Annotated in this window: 19 protein-coding genes and 1 pseudogene; 10 read left to right on the forward strand and 10 right to left on the reverse strand. The window is 46.9% G+C overall.

Annotated features, from left to right (window positions below; all coding sequences use genetic code 11):
• Positions 1–216 precede the first annotated feature (216 nt).
• From tssH to tssB, 7 genes are all read right to left on the reverse strand, one after another.
• Positions 217–2,832: a type VI secretion system ATPase TssH gene (tssH, locus tag HEM79_RS13690; protein ID WP_176241645.1), complete on the reverse strand. Its 2,616-nt coding sequence runs from the start codon at positions 2,830–2,832 to the stop codon at positions 217–219.
• A 177-nt stretch (positions 2,833–3,009) separates the two neighbouring features.
• A complete protein-coding gene (hcp, locus tag HEM79_RS13695; RefSeq protein WP_001007319.1) occupies positions 3,010–3,501 on the reverse strand; it encodes a type VI secretion system effector Hcp in 492 nt (163 codons plus the stop codon).
• Positions 3,502–3,505: 4 nt separating this feature from the next.
• Complete coding sequence (locus HEM79_RS13700; RefSeq protein ID WP_176241644.1) at positions 3,506–5,242, reverse strand: OmpA family protein; 1,737 nt, start codon at positions 5,240–5,242, stop codon at positions 3,506–3,508.
• 3 nt (positions 5,243–5,245) lie between these two features.
• Complete coding sequence (tssL, locus tag HEM79_RS13705; RefSeq protein WP_176241643.1) at positions 5,246–5,899, reverse strand: type VI secretion system protein TssL, short form; 654 nt, start codon at positions 5,897–5,899, stop codon at positions 5,246–5,248.
• Positions 5,896–7,233, reverse strand: a complete 1,338-nt coding sequence (gene tssK / locus HEM79_RS13710; RefSeq protein ID WP_176241642.1) for a type VI secretion system baseplate subunit TssK — start codon at positions 7,231–7,233, stop codon at positions 5,896–5,898. The genes tssL and tssK overlap by 4 nt, the downstream gene beginning before the upstream one ends.
• Before the next feature lie 18 nt (positions 7,234–7,251).
• Entirely contained in the window at positions 7,252–8,796 is a 1,545-nt protein-coding gene (tssC, locus tag HEM79_RS13715) for a type VI secretion system contractile sheath large subunit (protein WP_000930189.1), read from the reverse strand.
• Between the two features lie 33 nt (positions 8,797–8,829).
• Positions 8,830–9,327, reverse strand: a complete 498-nt coding sequence (gene tssB / locus HEM79_RS13720) for a type VI secretion system contractile sheath small subunit (RefSeq protein WP_001283990.1) — start codon at positions 9,325–9,327, stop codon at positions 8,830–8,832.
• A gap of 593 nt (positions 9,328–9,920) precedes the next feature.
• On the opposite strand from tssB, the gene HEM79_RS13725 reads away from it, so the two are divergent.
• From HEM79_RS13725 to HEM79_RS13765, 9 genes are all read left to right on the forward strand, one after another.
• Positions 9,921–10,394: a hypothetical protein gene (locus HEM79_RS13725; protein ID WP_016159831.1), complete on the forward strand. Its 474-nt coding sequence runs from the start codon at positions 9,921–9,923 to the stop codon at positions 10,392–10,394.
• Positions 10,391–10,726, forward strand: a complete 336-nt coding sequence (locus HEM79_RS13730) for a lysozyme inhibitor LprI family protein (protein ID WP_000789901.1) — start codon at positions 10,391–10,393, stop codon at positions 10,724–10,726. Before HEM79_RS13725 ends, HEM79_RS13730 begins: the two co-directional genes overlap by 4 nt.
• 15 nt (positions 10,727–10,741) lie before the next feature.
• The gene (locus HEM79_RS13735; protein WP_176241641.1) at positions 10,742–10,942 is read left to right on the forward strand and encodes a hypothetical protein; all 201 of its coding nucleotides are present in this window, start codon (positions 10,742–10,744) and stop codon (positions 10,940–10,942) included.
• 591 nt (positions 10,943–11,533) lie between these two features.
• The gene (locus HEM79_RS13740) at positions 11,534–12,517 is read left to right on the forward strand and encodes a KpsF/GutQ family sugar-phosphate isomerase (protein WP_176241640.1); all 984 of its coding nucleotides are present in this window, start codon (positions 11,534–11,536) and stop codon (positions 12,515–12,517) included.
• A 71-nt stretch (positions 12,518–12,588) separates the two neighbouring features.
• On the forward strand, positions 12,589–13,737 hold the full coding sequence (locus HEM79_RS13745; RefSeq protein WP_000905918.1) for a capsule polysaccharide export inner-membrane protein kpsE: 1,149 nt from the start codon (positions 12,589–12,591) through the stop codon (positions 13,735–13,737).
• 23 nt (positions 13,738–13,760) lie between these two features.
• Positions 13,761–15,437, forward strand: a complete 1,677-nt coding sequence (locus HEM79_RS13750) for a polysaccharide biosynthesis/export family protein (protein WP_010348153.1) — start codon at positions 13,761–13,763, stop codon at positions 15,435–15,437.
• 9 nt (positions 15,438–15,446) lie between these two features.
• Complete coding sequence (gene kdsB / locus HEM79_RS13755; RefSeq protein ID WP_176241639.1) at positions 15,447–16,187, forward strand: 3-deoxy-manno-octulosonate cytidylyltransferase; 741 nt, start codon at positions 15,447–15,449, stop codon at positions 16,185–16,187.
• Positions 16,184–18,211 carry a capsular polysaccharide biosynthesis protein gene (locus HEM79_RS13760; RefSeq protein ID WP_176241638.1) on the forward strand — a complete coding sequence of 676 codons (2,028 nt, stop codon included), beginning with the start codon at positions 16,184–16,186 and terminating at the stop codon, positions 18,209–18,211. The genes kdsB and HEM79_RS13760 overlap by 4 nt, the downstream gene beginning before the upstream one ends.
• Positions 18,212–18,245: 34 nt before the next feature.
• Positions 18,246–19,415, forward strand: a complete 1,170-nt coding sequence (locus HEM79_RS13765; protein WP_176241637.1) for a capsule biosynthesis protein — start codon at positions 18,246–18,248, stop codon at positions 19,413–19,415.
• Positions 19,416–19,753: 338 nt separating this feature from the next.
• On the opposite strand, the gene kfiD is transcribed toward HEM79_RS13765, so the two are convergent.
• Both kfiD and kfiC read right to left on the reverse strand, forming a co-directional pair.
• Positions 19,754–20,932 carry a K5 polysaccharide biosynthesis UDP-glucose dehydrogenase KfiD gene (gene kfiD / locus HEM79_RS13770; protein ID WP_176241636.1) on the reverse strand — a complete coding sequence of 393 codons (1,179 nt, stop codon included), beginning with the start codon at positions 20,930–20,932 and terminating at the stop codon, positions 19,754–19,756.
• A 40-nt stretch (positions 20,933–20,972) separates the two neighbouring features.
• Complete coding sequence (gene kfiC / locus HEM79_RS13775) at positions 20,973–22,535, reverse strand: K5 polysaccharide biosynthesis glycosyltransferase KfiC (protein ID WP_176241635.1); 1,563 nt, start codon at positions 22,533–22,535, stop codon at positions 20,973–20,975.
• Positions 22,536–22,695: 160 nt separating this feature from the next.
• Here kfiC and HEM79_RS13780 point away from each other — a divergent pair.
• Positions 22,696–23,730, forward strand: a pseudogene (locus tag HEM79_RS13780) (IS481 family transposase).
• A 96-nt stretch (positions 23,731–23,826) separates the two neighbouring features.
• Here the strand turns inward: HEM79_RS13780 and HEM79_RS13785 are convergent.
• Entirely contained in the window at positions 23,827–25,431 is a 1,605-nt protein-coding gene (locus HEM79_RS13785) for a kfiB protein (RefSeq protein WP_176241647.1), read from the reverse strand.
• Positions 25,432–25,468 lie beyond the last annotated feature (37 nt).

A 25,468-nucleotide genomic window follows, 5' to 3' on the forward strand; every position in this document is an offset into this window, starting at 1 on the left:
ACCCGTTGTCCATGACGCTGTTACCGGCGGGCAGGTTGCGGGATTAAATAAGGGACTCAGTCGGTAAGAAAAAGAGTGATTATGGCTCCAGCCCAACGGCACTAATAATGACCTTTAATAGCAACAGTCTCATTTCAAAATACCCAAATTTTTGCAGTACAAAATTATCAGCAATAATCTGTGCCTGCTGTTCCATCGGATAATCACTTAGCTCCTTTAGCCCGGTTTAAACTCCAGTCCAATCCCTTCATCATCATTCCAGCCCAGCGTCAGCGAAACCGGCTTTTGTTTCGCCGCCATATGAACCAGCAGTTGCTGACTCAGTACCGGCAAAATTTGCTGGTTGAGCAGGTTGTCGATATTGCGCGCACCGGTGTCCGGTAGCAGGCAGGCACTGGTCAAAGCGTCATACAGACTCTCGTCAACATATGTGGTCAGGCCATAGTGACGATGCAAACGCGTGCTGACCTGCAAGAGTTTCATTGCCACGATGGCACGCATCGCCGCTTCCGTTAGCGGGCGATAAATCACTGTCTGGAAGCGGGCAAGCAGCGCAGGCTGGAAGTGTTCGCGCAGGATCGGGCGCAGCAGTTCGTGCAGGTCGCCTTCACTGGCATCAGGCTGTTCATCAAGCAACTGCATCACATAGTCGCTGCCAAGGTTTGAGGTCATCAGAATGACCGTATTGCGAAAATCGATTTCACGGCCTTCGCCATCGCGCATAAAGCCCCGATCAAAAACCTGATAGAACAGATTCATCACATCACGATGCGCTTTTTCGACTTCATCGAGCAGCACCACGCTGTACGGGCGCTTGCGCACCGCTTCGGTGAGGATGCCCCCCTGCCCGTAGCCGACGTAGCCCGGAGGAGAGCCTTTCAGTTGGGAGACGGTGTGCGGCTCCTGATACTCGGACAGGTTGATAGTAATCAGTGATTTTTCACCGCCGTACATGACGTCAGCCAGCGCCAGCGCCGTTTCGGTTTTCCCTACACCACTTGGGCCAACCAGCAGGAACACACCCTGTGGGCCATTCTCAGATGTGAGGCCTGTTTTCGCGGCACGCAGTCGCCGGGAGATGGCTTCAAGCGCCGCATTCTGCCCGACTACGCGTTTGCCGATTTCGTTTTCCAGCGTCAGCAGTTCGGTCTGCTCGTCTTTCATCAGCGACGACAGCGGGACGCCCGTCCAGTCAGCAATCACGGTAGCAACGGTACGCACATCCACATCGACTGAAAGTAACGGGTTGCTGTGCTGCATACCGTTCAACTCCTGTTGCAGGGAGTACGTTTTACTCTGACGGGAAATGTCCTGGCGGCTTTCCAGCAGTTGTTCGGTAAGTTTCAGCTCCTGATCGTACCGGGTTTCCAGTTCGTTGAGTTCAACGCTGAAAGTGTTCTTTTCCTGTTCTATTGCCGTCAGGCGTTCACCGTAGTTTTGATTACCGACAGCCATGTCTTCCTGTAGTGCCTGCCTCTCCATTTCAAGAGCGGTGATCCGGGAGCGGATACGGATCAGTTGTTCAGGCACGGTGTCGAGACTCATGCGCACACGGGCGCTTGCGGTGTCGAGCAGGTCAACGGCTTTGTCCGGTAGTTGGCGACCGGTGAGATAACGTCGGGAAAGCGTAACGGCAGCGCGAACCGCATCGTCGGTGATATGCACATTATGGTGTCCGGCGTAGCGAGATTTCAGGCCACGCAGCATCAGGCAGGCGGTGTCATCGTCGGGCTCGTCCACTTTCACCATCTGAAAGCGGCGCTCAAGTGCGGCATCGCGTTCGAAAAATTGTTTGTATTCAGACCAGGTTGTAGCGGCGATGGTTCGTAATTCACCACGCGCCAGTGCCGGTTTCAACAGGTTGGCGGCATCCGCACCACCAGCCTGGTTACCCGCGCCGATGATGGTGTGCGCTTCATCGATAAACAGCAAAACTGGTACTGGTGACTGCTGCACTGCATCAATCACGTTTTTCAGACGCTGTTCAAATTCCCCCTTCACACCCGCTCCTGCCTGCAGCAGACCAAGATCAAGAGTGCGTAGCACGACAGGTTTGAGCGACTCCGGCACATTGCCTTCAGCGATTCTGAGCGCCAGCCCTTCTACCAGTGCCGTTTTACCGACACCCGGCTCACCGACCAGAATCGGGTTGTTTTTTCGGCGGCGAGAAAGAATATCCACCATCTGGCGGATTTCAGTATCACGCCCAAATACCGGATCGATTTTGCCTTCGCGGGCTTTGGCAGTGACGTCGAGGGTAAACTTATCCAGCACGTTTTGCAGTGCCGGGCTGAGTTCTCCCTCTTTTATCTCCGCGACAACGGGACTTCCAACAAACGCCAGTTCCGCTTCCTGCTGCACTTCAGGACGCTCGTCTGACTGAGCATCCAGTAACGGGCGCAGGCGTTCCAACTGACTCAGGCCCAGGGTCAATAACGGCCACAGACCATCGCAACGCACCAGGTTCTGTTTATCAACCAGAGCCATCATCAGGTGATGACTTCGGATCTGCGTCTCACCCGCCAGTGAGGCAATCAGCCAGGCTTCTTGCATCAGCGTCTGGATGTTTTCTGAAAGCTGCGGACGACAGCGCACTGAGCGCGGTTGTTTGTCGAGCCAGCCAAGCAAATCCTGCCAGAGGCTGTCCATGTCCCACTCGTAGCGACGAGCCAGCACAGTGAGATCGCCCTCGCCCTGCTCCAGCAATTTCAGCAGCCAGTGCTCCGGCAGAATTTCCGTATGCGCACGGGTCTGGCAGAGCGAAGCCGCCCCTTCCATCGCACGGGCACAGTAAGGGTTCAGACGTCGCAGCAGGATGGCTGGATTTTCCATGAGTTTCTCTCTTTGTCGGTTCCTGGACACGCTACCGCCCCTCGCTGTTTCCCAGGAAGGAGACCAGAGCGCATACGGTCAGGCTGGCAGATTGTGGGTTCTTTGCTGAAAGCCCGTTGACTTCAGACGTTCAGCAAAAACGAAAAAGCGGACAGAAAAGCTCTGTCCGCTCGTGACTTACGCGGTCGCGCGTTCGTTCCATGAATCGGAATGAATGATGTTGCCGTCTTTGTAGGTCCAGGTGATTTTTTCGTAGCGCAGTTCGATCTGCTCAAGGTGGTTGTGCTTCTCGAAAGAAGGATCTTTGATGTCGTGCATTACAGGGTTCACCTTCACCACTTTCACGTTCTCAAGTTTGGTGTTGAAGTACTCGACCTCCTGACCCGCATCGTTAATTTTGTACCACTTGAATTCTGCAGACTTGAGGGTCTGTCCGGTGGTCACCGCCTTGTACAGGTATGGGCTGGAGGAATCGATTTCCTTGGTAAACAGGAACGGAGTGTGGATTCGGGTGCCGGTCAGCTTGCCTGTGTTGTTATCGGTCGGGATGTACAGGTTGTGTTCCTGAGCCACCACTTCGATGCTGCCTTCACGATCCTGAACGTCCACAGACCCTTTGATGTCCGCGCCGCCATCGTCCTTCAGCCAAAGATAAACAGGAATTGCCATGGAATTACTCTCTATTATGTTGTGATGCGCCATCATCTTGCGATGACGCCAGGGTGTGACCCGGTATCTGACAAGCATTAGCCTGCGATACCAGACTGATTTCGACACGGCGGTTTAGCGCACGGCCTTCCGGGGTGTCATTGGTTGCGAGCGGGCGACTTGCACCATAGCCCTGCACCGCAAAACAGCTTTCCGGCACGTCACCGGTGTCATGCATCCAGTCGCGCACCGCTTCGGCACGTTTCTGAGAAAGCGTCTGATTTCGTTGTGCGTTGCCGGTGTTATCTGTGTGACCGGCGACCACAATCAGCCAGCCAGGCCTTGCCTTGACGCCCACCAGCGAATTAACCAGCATTTTGGTGGACCCGGCTTTCAGCGCCGATTTGCCGGAATCGAACAGCGACATGCTGTCAAGGCGGATAGTCTTCGGCTCCTGTACGATTTTTTTGATAACCGTCTGCGGTGACGGTGATAGTGATGGTGGTAGCTGCAGGTCATTCACGGCGGCTTCAACAGCAGGTATCAGACGCCCCCCCTGATACAACCCGAGGCGATAACGCAGAGGTTCACCGCGCCGCTGCCAGTCCTCCAGCAGTGCGCCATCAGCGCGCAGACGCTGCTGTGCCTGGAGTTTAGGCGTGAGAGGGGTGTCGGAGAGACGGTGGTATAAGGCAAGATGGCCGCCGACATTGCGGATCAGACGCTGGTTGTTAACCCAGGACGCCAGCATCGCCAGTGCAAGAAAAATGCCCCCCAGCAGCCCGGCATAGCGCCAGAACACCATCCGACGACTGACGCCACGACGACGCGGCAGCGCCGACAGCAGCAGCTCAGGTAACGGCAAAAGCTCACCGCTCTCCACCGTATCAGGCGGCAGCGCAGTAACAGAGGCAATATGTTGTTGCCAGAGGTTCCCGGCGAGACCGCTCACGGGAGCCATGCACAGCCCTTGTATACAGGGCTTCAGAGCTGGCAGTTCTCCCTGACGCTCCGACAGCAGACTGTTAACTGCGGTATTCAGCCAGGCAAGTCCACTGTCCAGCCATAGCACCTGGCTCAGGCGGGACAGCCACTCACCCGAAGTTGTTTCTTGAGCCCAGTCGGTCAGTGACAAATTCCCCTGACCGGGTTGATATACCTGGAGTCCTGCCCGTTGGCTGACAGTAGTAAACCAGACCGGCTCAGCATCAACACAAGCGACTGGCGGTGACAGCCAGATAACGATCCACTGCGGCGGGAGTTGACCAGGTGAGATATAGCATTGCGCAACAGCACGCTGCCAGCCACGCAGACTCTGGGTTAACTCCGCATCCGAGGTGTGGCGTTCAGGTAAGATAGCCAACAATATCGAGATCTGTGACACCAGAGCCGAACGAATCTGACTCAGGTGTTGAGCCAACAATGGCAACTGCTCTGCATCTTTTACCCACAGATACCAGCCCTGACGGGTTTCACGATGCCGTGCCCCCTCAGCAAATAATGCGCTGTTATCGCCACACACCAGAATGACTGCCCCCTGAAAATCTTCCGGTGGCAGAGACTCACCCACAATATCCCTGAGCGCCGGTGCCCGTATCAGTGATGTCCGATACTGACGCCAGAGCATTCCCCCACAGACCGAAATAATCAGCAGGCTGAATGCCACACGGCTCCCGACCGACGGTGACCAGAATCCCAGGATAAGCCACAGTGCCAGTACGCCCGCCAGGACGGTTAACAGACTCCGGTAAACATCACGCATCCTTTACCCCGGCCTGACCGTCTGACTCACCAGTTCGGTGAGGGAGGAAGAGAAGAAGTACCACAGCGCAGCCAGTACTGCCGCCCCGATAATCCAGGAAAGCCAGTACAGTCGGCGACCGCTGCGCAGACTGGATACCCTGGCGACAATCGGCGCATCCTGAGCAAGCGTAAAAGCGGGCACTCGTTCCCCCAGCGCACGCACCACGTCTTCACGACGTTCGTCGTTCTGCGCCCGGTACTGTCCAACAAATCCCAGTTGTAGAGTACGGTACATACAGGTCAGCACGGCCATATCCGGTGCGGACTCTTTCAGCAGGTTGCGGATACGCTCCCATAACACCTCACCTGCGTTCAAAGTACCGAAGAAATGCGCCTGCAGCGGATCACGGCGCCAGGCCAGATAACCATCGTCAGAAGTGCCGCGATTGAGAACGCTTTCATCCAGCAAGGCGCACAGCGCGTATACCATGTGCTCCTGGCTGCTATCACTGTAGCCCGCATCCGAAAGCGATTTGCGCGCATCCTGAACCAAACGACAGGCCCGGCGATAAAGCCCTTCCCCGTCCCGAACTTCTTGCCCGCCGCGTAGCTGGCTGGCCATCAACCAGCCTGGATAGAAAATCTGTTCAATCTGGCTGAGACTGGAATTATTCATGCGCGTAGCACCGCAAACAGTTCAAGTTTCACCTCCCCCAGTGAGCACGGGGTGTAAAAGGTACAGCTACCCGCCTCCAGCATCACCCGCGCCGCATCGGTACTCAGATCCAGAGAGAAGAACTGGTTTTCAAGGCGCAGAGGGATCGCCGCAGGCACATGGCTGAGTGGTTTTATAACCATGCCACTCAGCGCCACGTTCACGACATCTGAAACGTCATCGAGACTGCCCGCCTTACAAAGCTGCGGGAATTTCACTTGCAGTTCGTGATTCGGCATGGAGGAGCGAACGGAAAGATAGAAATCAGCTCCTTCACGCAAGCGGGCATCATGCAGCGATCCTTTCCAGAACTGATCGGCATGATCCAGTTGAATACTGATAACCCGGGAGGGCAGACTGGCTTCCAGCAATTTATCGAGCAGAGCCAGCAACGGCGGGAACACTCGTTCAGGCGTATCATGCTGATAAACAGGAATATCACTGGCATCGTGCTCCAGTGAAAACGTCAGCAGGCTGCCTGCCAGGCGGGTCAATTCACGGTAGAGCAACTCCGGGTGACGTCCCGGAGTCTGCATCAGTTCGGTCAGCACGGGCTCGGCGCTATTCAGGGCATTGAGTAGCCAGAACAGAGAAACATCAGCCACCGCAAAATCGGCCAGACGCTCGTTGCTTTCGCGACGCATCGCCATCAGACGCTTACGTCGTGCCTGCAGACGAACCAACAGATCGCTCAGTTCAGCCACAAGCAAAGGGCTTGCCGCAATCGAGAGCATCGGTGGGATAAAAGACGGATCACGATTCCACTGTCCCTGCGCATTACGTGCCAGACGAGCCACCGGACAGGTCAGGTAAGCGGTATTTTCCTGCGTAGATAAACGAAGCGTGACGGCATTACGCAAAATGGCCAGTTCACCACTTTCATGCCCGGCAAGCTCCTGAACCACTACGCGTTCTGATTTCCAGCGACGCGGGCGCTCACTGTCCTGACCATTATCCAGATTGCCACCACTGGCACTCAGCAACGGCAGCGCCACAACGACTTCAACAACCTCAGAGCCGTTTGCGACGGATAAATCACAGACCGGTGGAAGATTATCCGCCAGGTCAGTATCAACCATCGTGCCGTCCTGAAAACGTACCACCAGACGGGTAGCATTCAGGCGTGACAATACAAGGGCTGCGGTATCGAATTCAGCATTCACCACGCCCCAGGGATGGGAAATTCCCATTCCTGCAACAGTGTCGGCAATATGTTCGTCCCAGCGAGCCTGCTGCTGGAACTGTTGTGGGGCCAGCGCGGCCCCATCCTCCCAAAGTGGGCGAAAAATTTTCATCCCTGATTTCCCCTCGCCTTACGACTTGGCTTTCGGCATCTGGGAAACCAGTGAGAGATTGATGTCCATCCCTTCCACCTGAAAGTGCGGTACAGCGTAGAGTTTCACGCGGAAGAAGCCCGGATTATCATCAATGTCTTCCACCACAACTTTCGCATCACGCAGCGGGTGAGATGCCTGCAACTCATCGCCCGGGTCGGTCATTTCAGTCACAAGACCACGAACCCAGGTGTTAAGCTCCAGTTCCAGCAACCGGCGATCCTTGGTGGTGCCAATGTTTTCACGTTGAATCAGCTTCAGGTAATGAGCGATGCGCGACAGCAGGAAGATGTAAGGCAGACGCGCATTGATGCGGCTGTTGGCAGTGGCATCCGCAGTATCGTAAAGAGCGGGTTTTTGCGTGGAGTTCGCCGAGAAGAAACACGCATAATCGCGATTTTTGTAGTACGACAGGGGAATGAAACCAAGATTCGCGAACTCGAACTCGCGGGTTTCCGGGATCATCACCTCTGAGGGGATTTTTACCTGGTTACCGGTGCCAAGATCATACAGGTGAATTGGCAGATCCTGCACCGCACCACCCGCCTGTGGACCACGGATTTGTACACACCAACCGTTATTGATGAAGCTTTTCACCATGTTGGCCGCAAAAGCAAAGGTGGCATTGGTCCACAGGTATTTATCGTGATCCGGGCCTTTCACCTCTTCAACATAATTAAAACTACGCACCGGTACAGTGTCCGGGCCATACGGCAGGCGACCCAGCACGCGTGGCATAACCAGCCCCAGATAACGGGAATCGTCCGTATCCCTGAAACTTTTCCATTTAATGTACTCGGCGCGGTCAAAGTAGTTACCGATATCTTTGATGGCCGCAACGTCTTCCATTGACTCTTTCAGGAAAAATTTCGGACCTGCAGAACCGATAAATGGCATATGAGCCGCTGCGGACACTTTTGATAAATTACGCATCAGCGCCACGTCCTGCGCAGATGCATCAAACTCATAAGCGGAAATCAGCGCGGCAATCGGCTCGCCACCCGGCGTGTCGTACTCATCAATGTAGGTATGTTTGTACAAACCACTCTGGATAATTTCCGGGCTATCTTCAAAGTCCTGACGCAGGTCTTCTTTAGATATATCCAGCAGTTCAATTTTCACGTTCTGGCGGAAATCTGTTTTATCGACCAGCGATTTCACGCCGCGCCACAGACTTTCTACCGCCTGAAAGTCTTCATGATGCATAACGGCATCAAGCTGACGGCTGATCTGGAAATCCAGTTCAGCGATATGGTGGTCAATCAGATTTTTGTCGAGCTTTTCGACTTTCGATCCCGATTTTGTCAGACACTCCAGGAATACCTGCATCCCGGCCGTTAAACGTTCATCCGCAGTGGCATCCGACATCGCCTGTGCGTCCTGCCAGATATCCAGAGAACTCAGCTCAGATACCGGGCTGAGATTAATTTTTTCAAACAGGGAAGCATAAACTCCAGCAGCAGCAGGACGTTCAAGCACCACACTCTCGCCACCAGCATTCTCATTTTTTACAGACATCAACATTTTCCTTATTAATCCGTTAAATCATCGTGACCGTTACGGCTGTTTAGGTGCCAGAGCTGATAGTTCTGCTCTGAGTTCTGCACTTAATGCCGGGTCCAGCAAAATGTTTTCCAGTTCTTTACGGAAAGTCTGGTTATCCAGAAGGTTCGCTTTTAAATCACGAAGTAAATTACGCATGGAAAGCATGGCTTTTAGCTGTGGTATTTGTCGGGAGACCTGTTCCGGGGAGAAATCCTTTATGCTCTGGAATGTCAACCTGATGCTGTCTTCACTACCGTCATCAGCAAGTGTGTTATTAACGATAAGATTTACTTTTGGGGAATATTCAGAAAGAACCGCATCAAAATTATTTTTGTTAAGATTAACTTTTTTACGTTCAGATAATGGCGCGGATTCCTGACCATTACTAAAATCACCCGCAACCAGTAACTTCAGGGGTAATTCTGTTTTCTTACTTGCTCCCCCGGTGTGCAGATCTAATTTCAGATTAATACGGGCCTTCGGTATCTCCCGCTGGAAGCTGTCACTCATAGTTCCCTCTCGTAATTCAATTAAAGTCAAATTAATCACAATACTTCATTAACTCGATACTAAGGCAATGCGGAAATGAAAAAAGCAATGCAGATCAACATATTGAGAATAAAAAATAATGGGAAAATTGCCTGACAATAAAAACAATCGCAGCTATATCAATTAATTAAAAACGTCCTTATAAATATTCCTAATTATATTTTTATTATGTTATTTTGTTTTTTATTTACCACAGCATCTGTTAATAGACAGGTTATACATAGTGCAAAACACTGACTTACCCGCACCTATGCCACAGATACTGTTATCTGATAGTTATGCCCATGTTGCCTAAGTAATTCATAAGTATTCGCCGTGTACTGACATTAAATTCTTGTCCGACAATCAGGTCATACCCGTATCCACAGGTCTCAATATCGGAAAAGAGATTTTATTTTAGGCAAGCTGAAATTTGCATTACAGCATATTCAGGCCTACACCCGAACGACCTGATTAACCATAAAAAATTGATGCAGCGCAGCATGTTAATTATTCCTGGATCTTACATTGTCATTGCACAGTAAATGTAGAAACTTATGCGTAACGGAGTATTTATGAGTTTTAAACGTTTGGTTATAATTACCGCAATATCCTGTATGTATACCGGATTTGCATTTGCCGCGAACGTCACGTTGAACCCTGCCCAGGTAGAACATCTGAATAACGTCATTAATCACGAGGTAAAAGGGAAAGATGATCGTAATTTTGTCTATACCAACTGGACAGAAGCTCAACGTGTGGCTGAATTTATTTGCCGACCACTCGCTCTGAAAGAGCTACAGAAGCGGTACACCGACGTAGATAAGGTTATTTTTGATCAGGGAAAACATAATATGCAGCGTCTGGTCTCACCTGCACTGCTGACAGGTAATGGTCAGTACCGTAGAGGGATTAACTGGACGACTTTTCACTTCGCCTGTGAACTGTCAGTGAAAACCGGAGAGGCGATGGGATTCAGGCTGTTGAGAAATAAAACCCTGACCATGGCTCCGGGGCCCGTTATTCGTTCCGGGGAGATCGGCCAGTGAAAAATATTCTTACCGCATTTCTCATCATCACTCTCCCTGCTTTCTCCGCCACGGCAGCCAGTTTTGACTGTCGGCAGTCCCGCAGTGCGGATGAAAAAGCAATTTGTTCATCACATAGCCTGAACGATTTGGATGTGGAGATGAGCGTTAAGTATCAATTTCTTCATGGGCTTTACGCGATGGGAGCCGCCGGAGAGCTACATGACTCACAGGTACTATGGCTGGCTGAACGTCGCCAGTGTGGTGGCGATACCACCTGCCTGACAAAAGCATACAAGCAGCGCCTGAAAACGTTGAACCATCTTTACGACGCGATTAATAAACCACTCTGAGTCTGGAGTGGACTGGTGGTTGTCGGCAACGCCTTCATACAAGGCATCTCCTTACCGGCACGTATAACTCAAAAAGAGCCTGATGATTGTTCTTCCATCGGCTCTTTCTCTGAAGTTAAGGAAGGCTACGGACGTAAGTACTCGCTGGCATATGCGGCTCCAGCTCAATCAATGATAATCACCATCGTTATTTTTTATTTAGCAATAATCTCCTGAAAAATAGATATAGCCAAAATTCAATCCTGCCTGGCTTAATTCCGCATCAATTACCAGAAATAATCAACGCCATAACTATCATGTCATTTAATAGTCACCGCTAAAATTTTATTATTTTCTTCTGCTTTACAGGGAAATTGTCAATCTGTTTATTATGTCCGGTTTAAATAGTTAATCACAAAACATCATCGCCATTGCTGACGTGTTTTATTCATTGATAACAGTGCCATACGTTCTTTTTTTACAAAGAAACAATCAATTGCTAAATTGTTTTTGACTTAATAGTTAAGCGCGAAACATTTTAATAAATGATAAAAATCCTAAATTCCTTGTTCATAATGTAGGGGTGTGTTAAATAGGTGGGCAAAATTTGGTTCCCCCTTCTCGCCTGTAATATTGCAGCATCTTCGCACTCCCATGAGACATTGCGACTTAATAAGAAGGTGATAAGCCCTGCATAAGCGCATGGGCTGACCATGGTTTTATATTCATAAAAATATTTCGTTATAACCCATTGATTTAATATCAATAATTTATTGTTGGTTCGGGTTTGTTGTGACTGTGGCATTATTTCCGTGCAAAGGAGCTGATATGTCTGAAAGACATTTACCTGATGACCAGAGTAGTACTATCGATCCATATTTAATTACCTCTGTTCGCCAGCCCCTGGCAGAACAAGGCGCAGCATTACAAAACTTGTCTAAACAACTGGATTCCGGGCAGTACCAGCGTGTCCTTAATTTGATAATGAACTGTAAAGGACACGTTATTCTTTCGGGAATGGGTAAATCAGGGCATGTCGGTCGTAAAATGTCAGCGACGCTGGCCTCTACCGGTACACCGAGTTTCTTTATTCATCCGGCAGAAGCATTCCATGGCGATCTGGGTATGATTACGCCCTACGATCTCCTGATCCTTATTTCCGCCAGCGGTGAAACGGATGAAATCCTCAAGCTGGTTCCTTCACTGAAAAATTTCGGCAACCGAATTATCGCCATTACCAATAATGGAAATTCCACGCTGGCAAAAAATGCTGATGCCGTGCTGGAACTCCACATGGCGAATGAAACCTGCCCGAATAATCTTGCGCCAACAACGTCCACCACGCTGACCATGGCGATCGGCGATGCGCTGGCTATTGCCATGATCCATCAGCGCAAATTTATGCCAAATGATTTTGCACGTTATCACCCGGGCGGTTCATTAGGCCGTCGCCTGCTGACCCGCGTTGCGGATGTCATGCAGCATGATGTTCCTGCGGTGCAACTGGATGCGTCATTTAAAACCGTGATTCAACGTATCACCAGCGGATGCCAGGGAATGGTAATGGTAGAAGACGCAGAAGGCGGGCTGGCGGGCATTATCACCGACGGTGACCTGCGTCGCTTTATGGAAAAAGAGGATTCTCTGACATCCGCCACGGCTGCGCAGATGATGACGCGTGAACCGCTGACGCTACCGGAAGACACCATGATCATTGAAGCGGAAGAAAAAATGCAAAAACACCGCGTCTCAACGTTATTGGTGACCAACAAGGCAAATAAAGTCACTGGCCTTGTGCGCATTTTCGACTAATTAAGCAACGGGGTGCGAGAGGTTAGTCTCTCATTGAGTTTGCGCCCCACTGAAACTTTGATAATCGTTACATGTTGATAAAAGTGAAGTCTGCCGTATCCTGGATGCGTGCTCGTCTGTCTGCCATCTCACTGGCAGATATCCAAAAACACCTGGCGAAAATCATCATTCTGGCACCAATGGCGGTGCTGCTGATCTATCTGGCTATTTTCAGCCAGCCTCGCTATATGAGCGAGTCGAAAGTCGCCATTAAACGCTCAGATGATTTAAACAGCGGCAGCCTGAATTTTGGTCTGCTTCTGGGTGCCTCTAACCCCAGTTCCGCTGAAGATGCGTTGTATCTGAAAGAGTACATCAACTCGCCGGATATGCTGGCGGCGCTGGATAAGCAACTGAATTTTCGTGAAGCGTTTAGCCACAGCGGGCTCGATTTTCTTAATCATCTTAGCAAGGATGAAACCGCAGAAGGCTTCCTCAAGTACTACAAGGATCGTATCAACGTTTCGTATGACGATAAGACCGGATTGCTGAATATTCAGACGCAGGGCTTTAGCCCGGAGTTTGCGCTTAAATTTAACCAGACCGTGTTGAAAGAGTCAGAACGCTTTATCAATGAGATGTCGCATCGCATTGCGCGCGATCAGCTTGCCTTTGCGGAAAGCGAGATGGAAAAAGCGCGCCAGCGTCTGGATGCCAGCAAAGCGGAACTGCTCTCTTATCAGGACAGCAACAACGTCCTGGATCCACAAGCCCAGGCGGAGGCGGCGAGTACGTTAGTCAATACGCTGATGGGTCAGAAGATCCAGATGGAAGCAGATCTGCGTAACTTGCTGACATATCTGCGTGAAGACGCTCCCCAAGTGGTAAGTGCGCGTAACGCGATTCAGTCATTGCAGGCACAAATCGACGAAGAAAAAAGCAAAATCACGGCGCCACAAGGTGACAAATTAAACCGCATGGCAGTGGATTTTGAAGAAATCAAATCAAAAGTAGAGTTCAACAGCGAGCTGTACAAACTGACCCTGACCTCCATTGAAAAGACCCGTGTAGAAGCGGCTCGTAAGCTCAAGGTGCTGTCGGTTATCAGTTCGCCACAGTTGCCGCAGGAATCGTCTTTTCCAAACATCCCTTATTTGATCGCCTGTTGGTTACTGGTGTGCTGCCTGCTGTTCGGCACCCTGAAACTGTTGCTGGCTGTTATTGAAGATCACCGAGATTAACGCTGTCGCTGAATGAGTTTGTGATGAAATTATTTAAATCAATTTTACTGATTGCCGCCTGTCACGCGGCGCAGGCCAGCGCGGCCATTGATATTAACGCTGACCCAAACCTGACAGGAGCAGCGCCACTCCCCGGTATTCTGAGCGGACAGAAGTCGGATACGCAAAACATGAGCGGCTTCGACAATACCCCACCGCCAGCACCGCCGGTGGTGATGAGCCGTATGTTTGGTGCCCAACTTTTCAACGGCACCAGCGCGGATAGCGGTGCGACAGTGGGATTCAACCCTGACTATATTCTGAATCCGGGCGATAGCATTCAGGTTCGTTTATGGGGTGCGTTTACCTTTGATGGTGCATTACAGATTGATCCTAAAGGCAATATTTTTCTGCCAAACGTTGGTCCAGTGAAAGTTGCCGGGGTTAGCAATAGCCAGTTGAACACTCTGGTTACATCAAAAGTAAAGGAAGTGTATCAATCCAACGTCAACGTCTACGCCTCCTTATTACAGGCGCAGCCAGTAAAAGTGTACGTGACCGGCTTTGTACGTAATCCCGGTCTGTACGGCGGCGTGACGTCTGATTCGTTACTCAATTATCTGATCAAGGCTGGCGGCGTTGATCCAGAGCGCGGGAGCTACGTTGATATTGTGGTCAAGCGCGGCAACCGCGTGCGCTCCAATGTCAACCTGTATGACTTCCTGCTGAACGGTAAACTGGGGCTTTCGCAGTTCGCCGATGGTGACACTATCATCGTTGGGCCTCGTCAACATACGTTCAGCGTTCAGGGCGATGTCTTTAACAGCTACGACTTTGAGTTCCGCGAAAGCAGCATTCCCGTAACGGAAGCATTGAGCTGGGCGCGCCCTAAACCTGGCGCGACGCACATTACGATTATGCGTAAACAGGGGCTGCAAAAACGTAGCGAATACTATCCGATCAGTTCTGCGCCAGGCCGTATGTTGCAGAACGGCGATACCTTAATTGTGAGCACTGACCGCTATGCTGGCACCATTCAGGTGCGGGTTGAAGGCGCGCACTCCGGTGAACATGCTATGGTGCTGCCTTATGGTTCCACCATGCGTGCGGTTCTGGAAAAAGTCCGTCCGAACAGCATGTCGCAGATGAACGCGGTTCAGCTTTATCGCCCATCAGTGGCTCAGCGTCAGAAAGAGATGCTGAATCTCTCGCTGCAAAAGCTGGAGGAAGCGTCACTTTCTGCCCAGTCCTCCACCAAAGAAGAAGCCAGCCTGCGAATGCAGGAAGCGCAACTGATCAGCCGCTTTGTGGCGAAAGCGCGCACCGTGGTTCCGAAAGGTGAAGTGATCCTCAACGAATCCAATATTGATTCTGTTCTGCTGGAAGATGGCGACGTCATCAATATTCCGGAGAAAACATCGCTGGTTATGGTTCATGGCGAGGTGCTGTTCCCGAACGCGGTGAGCTGGCAGAAGGGGATGACCACCGAGGATTACATCGAGAAATGTGGTGGCCTGACGCAGAAATCGGGTAACGCCAGAATTATCGTCATTCGTCAGAACGGTGCAGCCGTCAACGCGGAAGATGTGGATTCACTCAAGCCGGGCGATGAGATTATGGTTCTGCCGAAGTATGAATCGAAAAACATTGAAGTTACCCGTGGTATTTCCACCATCCTCTATCAGCTGGCGGTGGGTGCAAAAGTGATTCTGTCTTTGTAAGGAGTTGAAATGAGCAAAGCAGTTATTGTCATTCCGGCTCGTTATGGCTCATCGCGCCTGCCGGGTAAGCCGCTACTCGATATTGTTGGCAAACCGATGATCCAGCATGTTTACGAGCGTGCGTTACAGGTTGCGGGCGTCGCAGAAGTTTGGGTGGCAACGGACGATCAGCGTGTTGGACAGGCCGTGCAGGCGTTTGGCGGGAAAGCCATCATGACGCGTACCGATCATGAATCCGGCACCGATCGGCTGGTCGAAGTGATGCATAAAGTCGAGGCAGATATCTACATTAACCTGCAGGGCGACGAACCCATGATTCGCCCGCAGGATGTAGAAACGCTGCTGCAAGGAATGCGTGACGATCCCGCGTTGCCGGTGGCAACGCTATGCCACGCGATTTCTGCCGAAGAAGCGACTGAACCCAGCACGGTAAAAGTGGTTGTGAATACTCGCCATGATGCACTTTATTTCAGCCGTTCGCCGGTTCCGTATCCGCGTAATGCTGAAAAAGCACGCTATCTGAAACACGTCGGTATTTACGCTTATCGTCGCGATGTGCTGAAAAACTACAGCCAGTTACCGGAGTCCATGCCGGAGCAGGCGGAATCACTGGAGCAGCTACGGTTAATGAACGCGGGAATCAACATTCGCACGTTTGAGGTTGCTGCAACCGGTCCAGGCGTTGACACCCCTGCATGTCTTGAAAAAGTACGCGCCCTGATGGCACAGGAACTGGCTGAAAACGCATGATTGGCATTTTCTCGTCCGGCATCTGGCGTATTCCGCATCTGGAGAAATTTCTGGCACAACCGTGCCAGAAACTTTCTCTGCTGCGCCCTGTTCCGCAAGAAGTTGATGCTATCGCCGTGTGGGGACATCGCCCCAGCGCGGCGAAACCAGTCGCCATCGCCAAAGCAGCGGGAAAGCCGGTCATCCGTCTGGAAGATGGATTTGTGCGTTCGCTGGATCTTGGCGTCAATGGCGCGCCGCCGCTTTCTCTGGTGGTGGATGATAGCGGCATTTACTACGATGCCAGCAAGCCTTCGGCGCTGGAGAAACTGGTACAGGATAAAGCCGGAAATGCAGCATTGGCAGATCAGGCCAGAGAAGCGATGCACACCATCGTGGCCGAAGATTTGTCGAAATATAATCTGGCGCCTGCGTTTGTGGCTGATGAGTCAAAACATTCAGACATCGTTCTGGTTGTCGATCAGACATTTAATGATATGTCAGTGACGTATGGTAATGCGGGTCCGAATGAGTTTGCCGCCATGCTGGAGGCCGCGATTGCGGAAAATCCTCAAGCGACAATTTGGGTGAAGGTGCACCCAGATGTACTTGAAGGAAAGAAAACAGGTTATTTCGCCGATCTGCGCGCCACGCAACGAGTACGTTTGATTGCGGAGAATGTCAGTCCGCAGTCGCTGTTGCGGCACGTTTCCCGGGTTTACGTCGTGACCTCCCAGTACGGCTTTGAAGCCTTGCTGGCAGGAAAACCGGTGACATGCTTCGGTCAGCCCTGGTATGCAGGCTGGGGCTTAACGGACGATCGTCATCCGCAGTCCGCTTTGTTATCTGCCCGACGCGGTTCTGCCACGCTGGAAGAACTTTTTGCCGCTGCATACCTGCGTTACTGTCGCTATATCGATCCGCAAACGGGAGCAGTAAGCGATCTATTTACCGTGCTGCAATGGCTGCAATTACAACGTCGACATCTGCAACAGCGTAATGGCAATTTATGGGCGCCAGGCTTAACGCTGTGGAAGTCGGCGATCCTGAAACCTTTCTTGCGAACGGCAACAAACCGGCTGAGTTTTTCACGTCGCTGTACTGCGGCGAGCGCCTGCGTGGTATGGGGTGTAAAGGGGGAACAACAATGGCGAGCCGAAGCGCAGCGAAACTCACTGCCATTATGGCGAATGGAAGATGGTTTTCTGCGTTCATCCGGACTTGGCTCTGACCTGCTGCCGCCGCTATCGCTGGTGCTGGATAAACGCGGTATTTACTATGACGCCACACGCCCCAGCGATCTGGAAGTGCTGCTGAATCATAGCCAGCTAACGCTGGCGCAGAAGATGCGAGCGGAAAAATTACGCCAGCGACTGGTTGAAAGCAAACTGAGTAAGTACAACCTGGGAGCCGATTTCTCTCTACCAGCCGAAGCCAAAGGTAAAAAAGTTATCCTGGTGCCGGGTCAGGTAGAGGACGATGCCTCTATTAAAACCGGCACCGTCTCGATTAAGAGCAACCTTGAGTTATTACGCACAGTACGCGAGCGTAATCCGCACGCCTACATTATTTATAAACCGCACCCGGATGTACTGGTGGGGAATCGCAAGGGCAATATTCCGGCAGAACTGACTGCTGAACTTGCTGATTATCAGGCACTGGACGCAGATATTATTCAATGCATCCAACGCGCAGATGAAGTGCATACCATGACGTCGCTGTCGGGTTTTGAAGCGTTATTACATGGCAAGCACGTACATTGTTACGGCCTGCCCTTCTATGCCGGTTGGGGTTTAACCGTCGATGAACATCGCTGCCCGCGTCGCGAGCGAAAATTAACGTTAGCGGATCTGCTATATCAGGCGCTGATTGTTTATCCAACCTATATCCACCCAACACGGCTACAACCTATTACGGTTGAAGAGGCGGCGGAATTTTTGATCCAGACGCCGCGCAAGCCGATGTTTATTACCAGAAAAAAAGCGGGGCGAGTAATACGCTATTACCGCAAATTAATTATGTTCTGCAAGGTCAGATTTGGCTAAACAATTTCATAGTTGACTATTACACAAATTATTTATGCAAGGTAATGCACTAACCGTTTTATTATCCGGTAAAAAATATCTGCTATTGCAGGGGCCAATGGGACCCTTTTTCAGTGATGTTGCCGAGTGGCTAGAGTCATTAGGTCGTAACGCTGTGAATGTAGTATTCAACGGCGGGGATCGTTTTTACTGCCGCCATCGGCATTATCTGGCTTACTACCAGACACCGAAAGAGTTTCCCGGATGGTTGCGAGATCTCCACCGGCAATATGACTTTGACACCATCCTCTGCTTTGGCGACTGCCGTCCATTGCATAAAGAAGCAAAACGCTGGGCAAAGTCGAAAGGTATCCGCTTTCTGGCATTTGAAGAAGGATATTTACGCCCGCAATTTATTACCGTTGAAGAAGGCGGAGTGAACGCATATTCATCGCTACCGCGCGATCCGGATTTTTATCGTAAGTTACCAGATATGCCTGCGCCGCATGTTGATAACTTAACACCTTCAACAATGAAACGTATTGGCCATGCGATGTGGTATTACCTGATGGGCTGGCATTACCGTCATGAGTTCCCTCGCTACCGCCACCACAAATCGTTTTCCCCCTGGTATGAAGCACGTTGCTGGGTTCGTGCATACTGGCGCAAGCAACTTTACAAGGTAACACAACGTAAGATATTACCGAGGTTAATGAACGAGCTGGATCAACGTTATTATCTTGCCGTTTTGCAGGTATATAACGATAGCCAGATTCGTAACCACAGCAATTATAACGATGTGCGTGACTATATTAATGAAGTCATGTACTCATTTTCGCGTAAAGCGCCGAAAGAAAGTTATTTGGTGATCAAACATCATCCGATGGATCGTGGTCACAGACTCTATCGACCATTAATTAAGCGGTTGAGTAAGGAATATGGCTTAGGTGAGCGAGTCATTTATGTGCACGACCTCCCGATGCCGGAATTATTACGCCATGCTAAAGCGGTGGTGACGATTAACAGTACGGCGGGGATCTCTGCGCTGATTCATAACAAACCGCTCAAAGTGATGGGCAATGCCCTGTACGACATCAAAGGCTTGACGTATCAAGGGCATTTGCACCAGTTCTGGCAGGCCGATTTTAAACCAGATATGAAACTGTTTAAGAAGTTTCGGTGGTATTTATTGGTGAGGACGCAGATTAATGGGGTTTATTATTAACATCTTATCAACAATCGACATCTCCATTATATCAATCATAACAGATGGATGATACCTTTATTAGATGTAAAAAGATAAAGTATTTTAGATATTACTAATATATATTAGATATCTTTGGATATATCACATAATATACATTTCCAACGCACAAGCCAAGTATTCTAATTGACATTAGAGTTATGAAAAATTCGATATAAACACAACAGCAGGGCAAGAAATTTAACCAACATCTTATTTTACGATCGAGGATTAATAAAGAACATACCAACGAGGCATATTTTTAACGGATTAAATAATGCATTTCCTTCTCTTAATAGTTAATAGTATATAACAATACATTAGTCACATTTAAACAAATCGCGACTATAGACTTTGTCGACCACATCGTTCAACTCCTCTGACATTCGGTTAGTGATAATAATATCAGCTTTCCCTTTAAAGATCGCCAGCTCCCGTTCCAAAGGTGAGTTAAAGAATGTATCTCCAGAAATAAGCGGCTCATAAATAATTACTTTCACGCCTTTTTCCTTGATACGCTTTATAATACCAAGAATAGAAGAATCTCTAAAATTATCTGAACCACTTTTCATAATCAAACGATAAACCCCCACAACTTGTGGTCTATGTTTCAAAATAACATTAGTGATAAAGTCCTTACGTGTACGGTTAGCATCAACAATTGCAGATATAAGTTTATTCGGAACAGACTGATAGTTGGCTAATAATTGCTTGGTATCTTTTGGCAAACAGTAGCCACCATAACCAAAAGAAGGATTATTGTAGTAATTACCAATGCGCGGATCCAAACAAACACCGTCAATAATCTGACGCGTATTCAGACCAAAACTTTCTGCGTAACTATCCAATTCATTAAAAAATGCAACTCGCATAGCCAAATAAGTATTTGAAAATAACTTAATCGCTTCCGCTTCCGTAGAATCTGTAAATAAAACGGGTATATTTTTTTTAATCGCTCCTTCCTGAAATAACACTGCCAAACGTTCTGCCCGTTCAGAACGTTCACCGATAATAATGCGAGATGGATGGAGATTATCGTATAGAGCTCTTCCTTCTCGTAAAAATTCTGGAGAGAAGATAATATTATTAATACCTAAATGTTCTTTAATTGTTTTTGTGAAACCTACTGGGACCGTAGATTTAATCACCATAATTGCGTTTGGGTTGATTTCCGTTACGTCACGAATGACAGCTTCAACGCTTGATGTATCAAAGTAATTTGAACCTGGGTCATAATTCGTTGGTGTAGCAATAATAACGTAATTGGCATTTTTATAGGCTTCATATTTGTTAGTAGTTGCGCGAAAATTAAGTATTTTAGTTGAAAGATAATTTTCAATTTCCTTATCCTCTATAGGAGAGAGTTTATCATTAAGTAAGTCAACTTTTTTTTGATGGGTATCAAATGCAACCACTTCATGATTTTGAGCCATTAGAATTCCATTTGAAAGCCCAACGTAACCAGCGCCTGAAACAGTTATTTTTAGTGTTCCGAACATTTTATATAGCCCCAAAATTTAATATATATAGAATAACAAACTATTGTTCAATTATTCCTGATACATCTTTAAACAAACCATAGCGAGATAATAAACCACGTACATCTTTATCACTTACGATACTTTTCCCTAACACTCGTTGTCTTGCCGCTATATCACTATATTCTCTTCGAGATTGTGATATATATCCATCAGGTAGAGCTTCTGTTCCTTTATTCCTGGTAAGTCCGGAGTCTCCCCATAACCCCAATATCAATGGCTGCAGTAATCTTACAATACTTTCTCGCCCATAACGCATTATTACTGTTTCATAAAACTCCGTATCTGCACCAATTAAAGATTGTCTATAGCCACCAACTGTCGCAAAAATATCTTTTTTTATCATTGACGATACAACAGACATTCTTGTGGCTTTATCATCATAGAAGAATTGAATTTTTCCATTTGACGCAACACGGATCCAGTTAGCCATACAGATTACAGCCTTATTATTGCGAAGAACCTCAACTTGTCTTTGTATTCTCTCCGGATGAGAAAGATCATCTGCATCTTGAAAGGTGATAAAATTACCGTGTGCTTTTTTTATTAGCTCATTTCTTATATTATAAGGGCCTTGGTTTTTTCGTGAGCTATATACTTTCACTCTTGAATCAGAATAAGCTATGCTCTTAATTATTTCAAGGCTTTTGTCCGATGAACAATCATCGCACACGAGAATTTCAATATTTTCATATGTTTGATTCAACAATGAATGTAATGAGTATGCAATAGTATCTTCTGAATTGAATACTGACATTATTATACTAACAAGATCTTTTCCATAAACATTTTTTTTCTTATCGAACTTAATTCCTTGCAATATAATTTTATTTGGGTATATATCAGTTATTTCTGATAAATCGTATTTTCGTAGATATTTGTTAAATTGACTCCTATAAATATTCATATTATCTATTACAGCATTACAAATAAAAAGTTCTTGCTCAGGGAGTAGATTATAACTATCTTGCATATCATCGTTTGCATTTAATAATAAAGTCAGGCCATACCCTGCATCGGCTTGATTATCAAATACTAAATATTTATATCCATTTTTAGTATAATCATGAAATTTTGAAAACTTCGTACAAAAATAAAAATCTTTTTGTTTGGGCGACAATTTTAGATGCTTTATATATTCGATATATCGTTCAAAAATAAGATTAATGAGAAAATCACTCCTTGAATACCGTAGAGCGTTACTTATATGTTCAAAAAGCTTAACTCGTTCGCCATTTTTAAAATAACGAGATTGAATTGTTAGATAACAAACAATTTTAATATAAGTATCCAACATACCAACTTTTCTAAGAGAATCTGCATATCCCAATAAATAAGAAAACTCATTGTCAGAATTCTGAGCTGATACATTCTTAGATAGTTCAAGTACATTGTCGTATTCGTTTATTCTTTTGTGAATAAGGTTATCATTACCTTTTAAAGGCGAGTTTTTATGTTGAAGATCAACTTTCTCCTTATGAATTGATAATAAAAAATCAAGAGCACCAATATTTGTCCCTAATTTCTTTTTACGTTCAACTAAATTTATATATTCTGCGTTCATACATTCACTTAATGATAAATAAAATGAGAATAAAACTGCATTTACTAAATATTATAAATATAAATCTTTAAAAACATCACTAAAACTCAACGAATGTCACAGTGTAAGCTCTCAGAGATATTGCAATTATCTCCGGACAAGCGAGGGAAATGCTAAGTTGATGCAACGTATCTGCGGCGGATATTTGAGGCATTACCATGCCAACATCTATGTGATGAAACACTTTGTTATACCTGAGATTACAAAATTAAGGATGAAAAAATATACTTCTGGGAGAAACATGAGATCAATACAGTTGCGGAAGTTTTTGCCGTATCCACACGAACGCTGTATTATGGCCCAGAGGCACTTATTCCGCGTAGCAAAGCTCCGCTAGTACATCGCACAAAGCAATGGCATCTCGTAATTCTGTAAGAAATACGGCGACTGAGAATAGAGCTTCCCAACCTAGAAGAACAGATTTTTGTTTGCTTGAAGCCGTGGAGTGAACAGCACCGACTGGTCTGTCCGAGCATTTCAACCATCGGCAGGATGTTCACGGCCGCACACGATAAAATGCGACTGATACCGATGTGACTGCCTCCCCAAGGAAAAACACTGTTCATAAAAAATACAATCCTCCAACCCGCAGATCAAAACGCTATCGCCCGGTAAAGAGCAGTGAGCTCGTTGGTATAGATGCTATTGAGCTCAGAATGGGCGAGCTGCGCTGTTATGTCATTACCATGATCGACGAACACAGCAACTACGCTCTGGCACAGGCCGTGCCGTCACTTAACTGTGATATCATCAAACTCTTCTTTTGCCGTGCAGACCGGCTATTCCCTATCGATATCAACCAGGGCATCGCAGATAACGGGAAAGAGTTCCCAGGAAACTTCGACAAAGCACCGCAGGAATCCGCTATCAAGCCCTATGGACCTACCCCTTTACGCCCAGAACGCACCTCTGAACGTTTTAAGCGAACGCCGAAAGAACAGTTCATTGAATTTAAATAAATAGACTCTTTAAAGAGCTAAACATATTTAATCAGAAACTAGCTGAAAACCTAGTACTATACTGCAGTAAAAGACAGCATGAAGTGCTCGAATTACTGACACCAGAAGAAAATATTTTACGAGAGAACAAAAATTGCAATATGTGGCGAATCTATACGGTCACTTGCAAAAGTATAAATTGGTATTATAATGCGTGATATTATATAAATAAAATAACTAACTATTTTAACGAAAGCAAAACACCACAAAGAGAAAAATAAAATTTGCAATATATCTCATTAGGGTTCACATTTTTAACAGCCCTTGATTTTAGCTCTCCTATATTTATAAACAACAACAATTAACTTAAATGGAAGGGTAATGAATCCAAATATCGAATTAGCACTGGAGATAATAGCCTGCCCTAATTGATAAGATAAATGTTTCTTAACTCTTTCAGCCTTATCAGCATCAGCATATAAATAGAGTGGCACATCAACGCCATAACTCTTCTTACGTTTTTTTTCAAAAACACACTCACGGATAAGTGCAAATGGCATGGTAATAATCCCCTTGAGGGATTTAGAATACGAGACTATAATATAACCAAGTCGATAACCTAACTCTTGTTTTATCTGCTCAGCTGCTCCATATAGCACAGGTGGAAGTTTCTTTTTAATTTCCTGATTTTCTATAAAATAGTGTTCCAACTGCTCTTGCACTATATGCAATTGTTTTAAAATCTGTTCTTTTTCTGATATTGCCTGAGTGAGTTTTGATTCTTTTTCGCTTATCTCTTCTTCATATTTCTGTATGTCATTTATTTTTTTTTCAATATCATCTGGATATTTTTCTTGTCTCACAACATCGTTGTGATTTATTTTTGAAAGGTTAATTACCTCTTCCTTTTCTTTTTTTAGCTCATTAATCCTGTTCAATAATAAAAATTGTCTTTTCTTAAATATAGATTTAGTCAATTCAATATCTGCATCCTTCTTTTTTGACTCTTGCACCAAATGAGAGACAATATTGAAGATAGAATTTCTCTCTTCGACTACCTCCCATAATGCAGCCTCAGCCGAAACGTTATCTTTCGATGTTTCTATATAAGGTAGGTTTGCATGGGCTTGTAACTCATTATAAAGCTTCAGAACCTCGGTTCTTTCTTTTATTAATTCAGATACCAAGTACTCACTAACCTTTGTATCATTAAATGTAATTTCAGTCTCATTTGCACTTAAAGAAAATAAAGCTGTATATTTTTCAAGCAGGGCAATTTCATTTGATTTTGTATAATCATTATTCTCAACCACATCAAACAATATTGAATTTTTGTAATGCGCAGACATTAGATTATCTATTTTTATAATATCACTCAATGGCTTTATAATATTTTTCTTATTGCTTTGAAACGCCTCAAAATTAATCAACACACATCGATCTTTATTCTCCAAAAAAAAATCAAGCAATCTTTTATTATATGCAATCCAGTTATCTACACTATTATTTATATTTAAAGAGAGAGGGGCATTATTTACTGAACGCATTAAATTATATTTAGGGTGATCATATATCATGATGAATTTTATGCTTTTATCTATATTTTTCCAAAAATCAAGAAAAAATATTATAGATGGATCTGCCCACCCCCAAAGTTTGTTATTTAGATTGTTCATCATTAGTTCAAGAACCATGCTATCCCACATGGTTGAGACTTGAACAGATGAGAATTCTCTCTCATCTACTACATCATTAACTTCTGGTGTTTGATAAAATTGACATAATGAAGCGGTGATATATTCTGGGGAAATTTTATTACTTGTAGAATAATTTGGTGAGTTCATGCCAATTTCTTTCAAAAAATGTTCAACTATCTGATACTTTGAGCCAGGATGTCCGACTAGCACTAATTTATTCATCATATTCCCTCTTTATTATCTACAAGATTACTTTATT

Origin of the sequence: Escherichia sp. 93.0816, assembly GCF_013368855.2 — a bacterium.
Lineage (GTDB): Bacteria > Pseudomonadota > Gammaproteobacteria > Enterobacterales > Enterobacteriaceae > Escherichia > Escherichia ruysiae.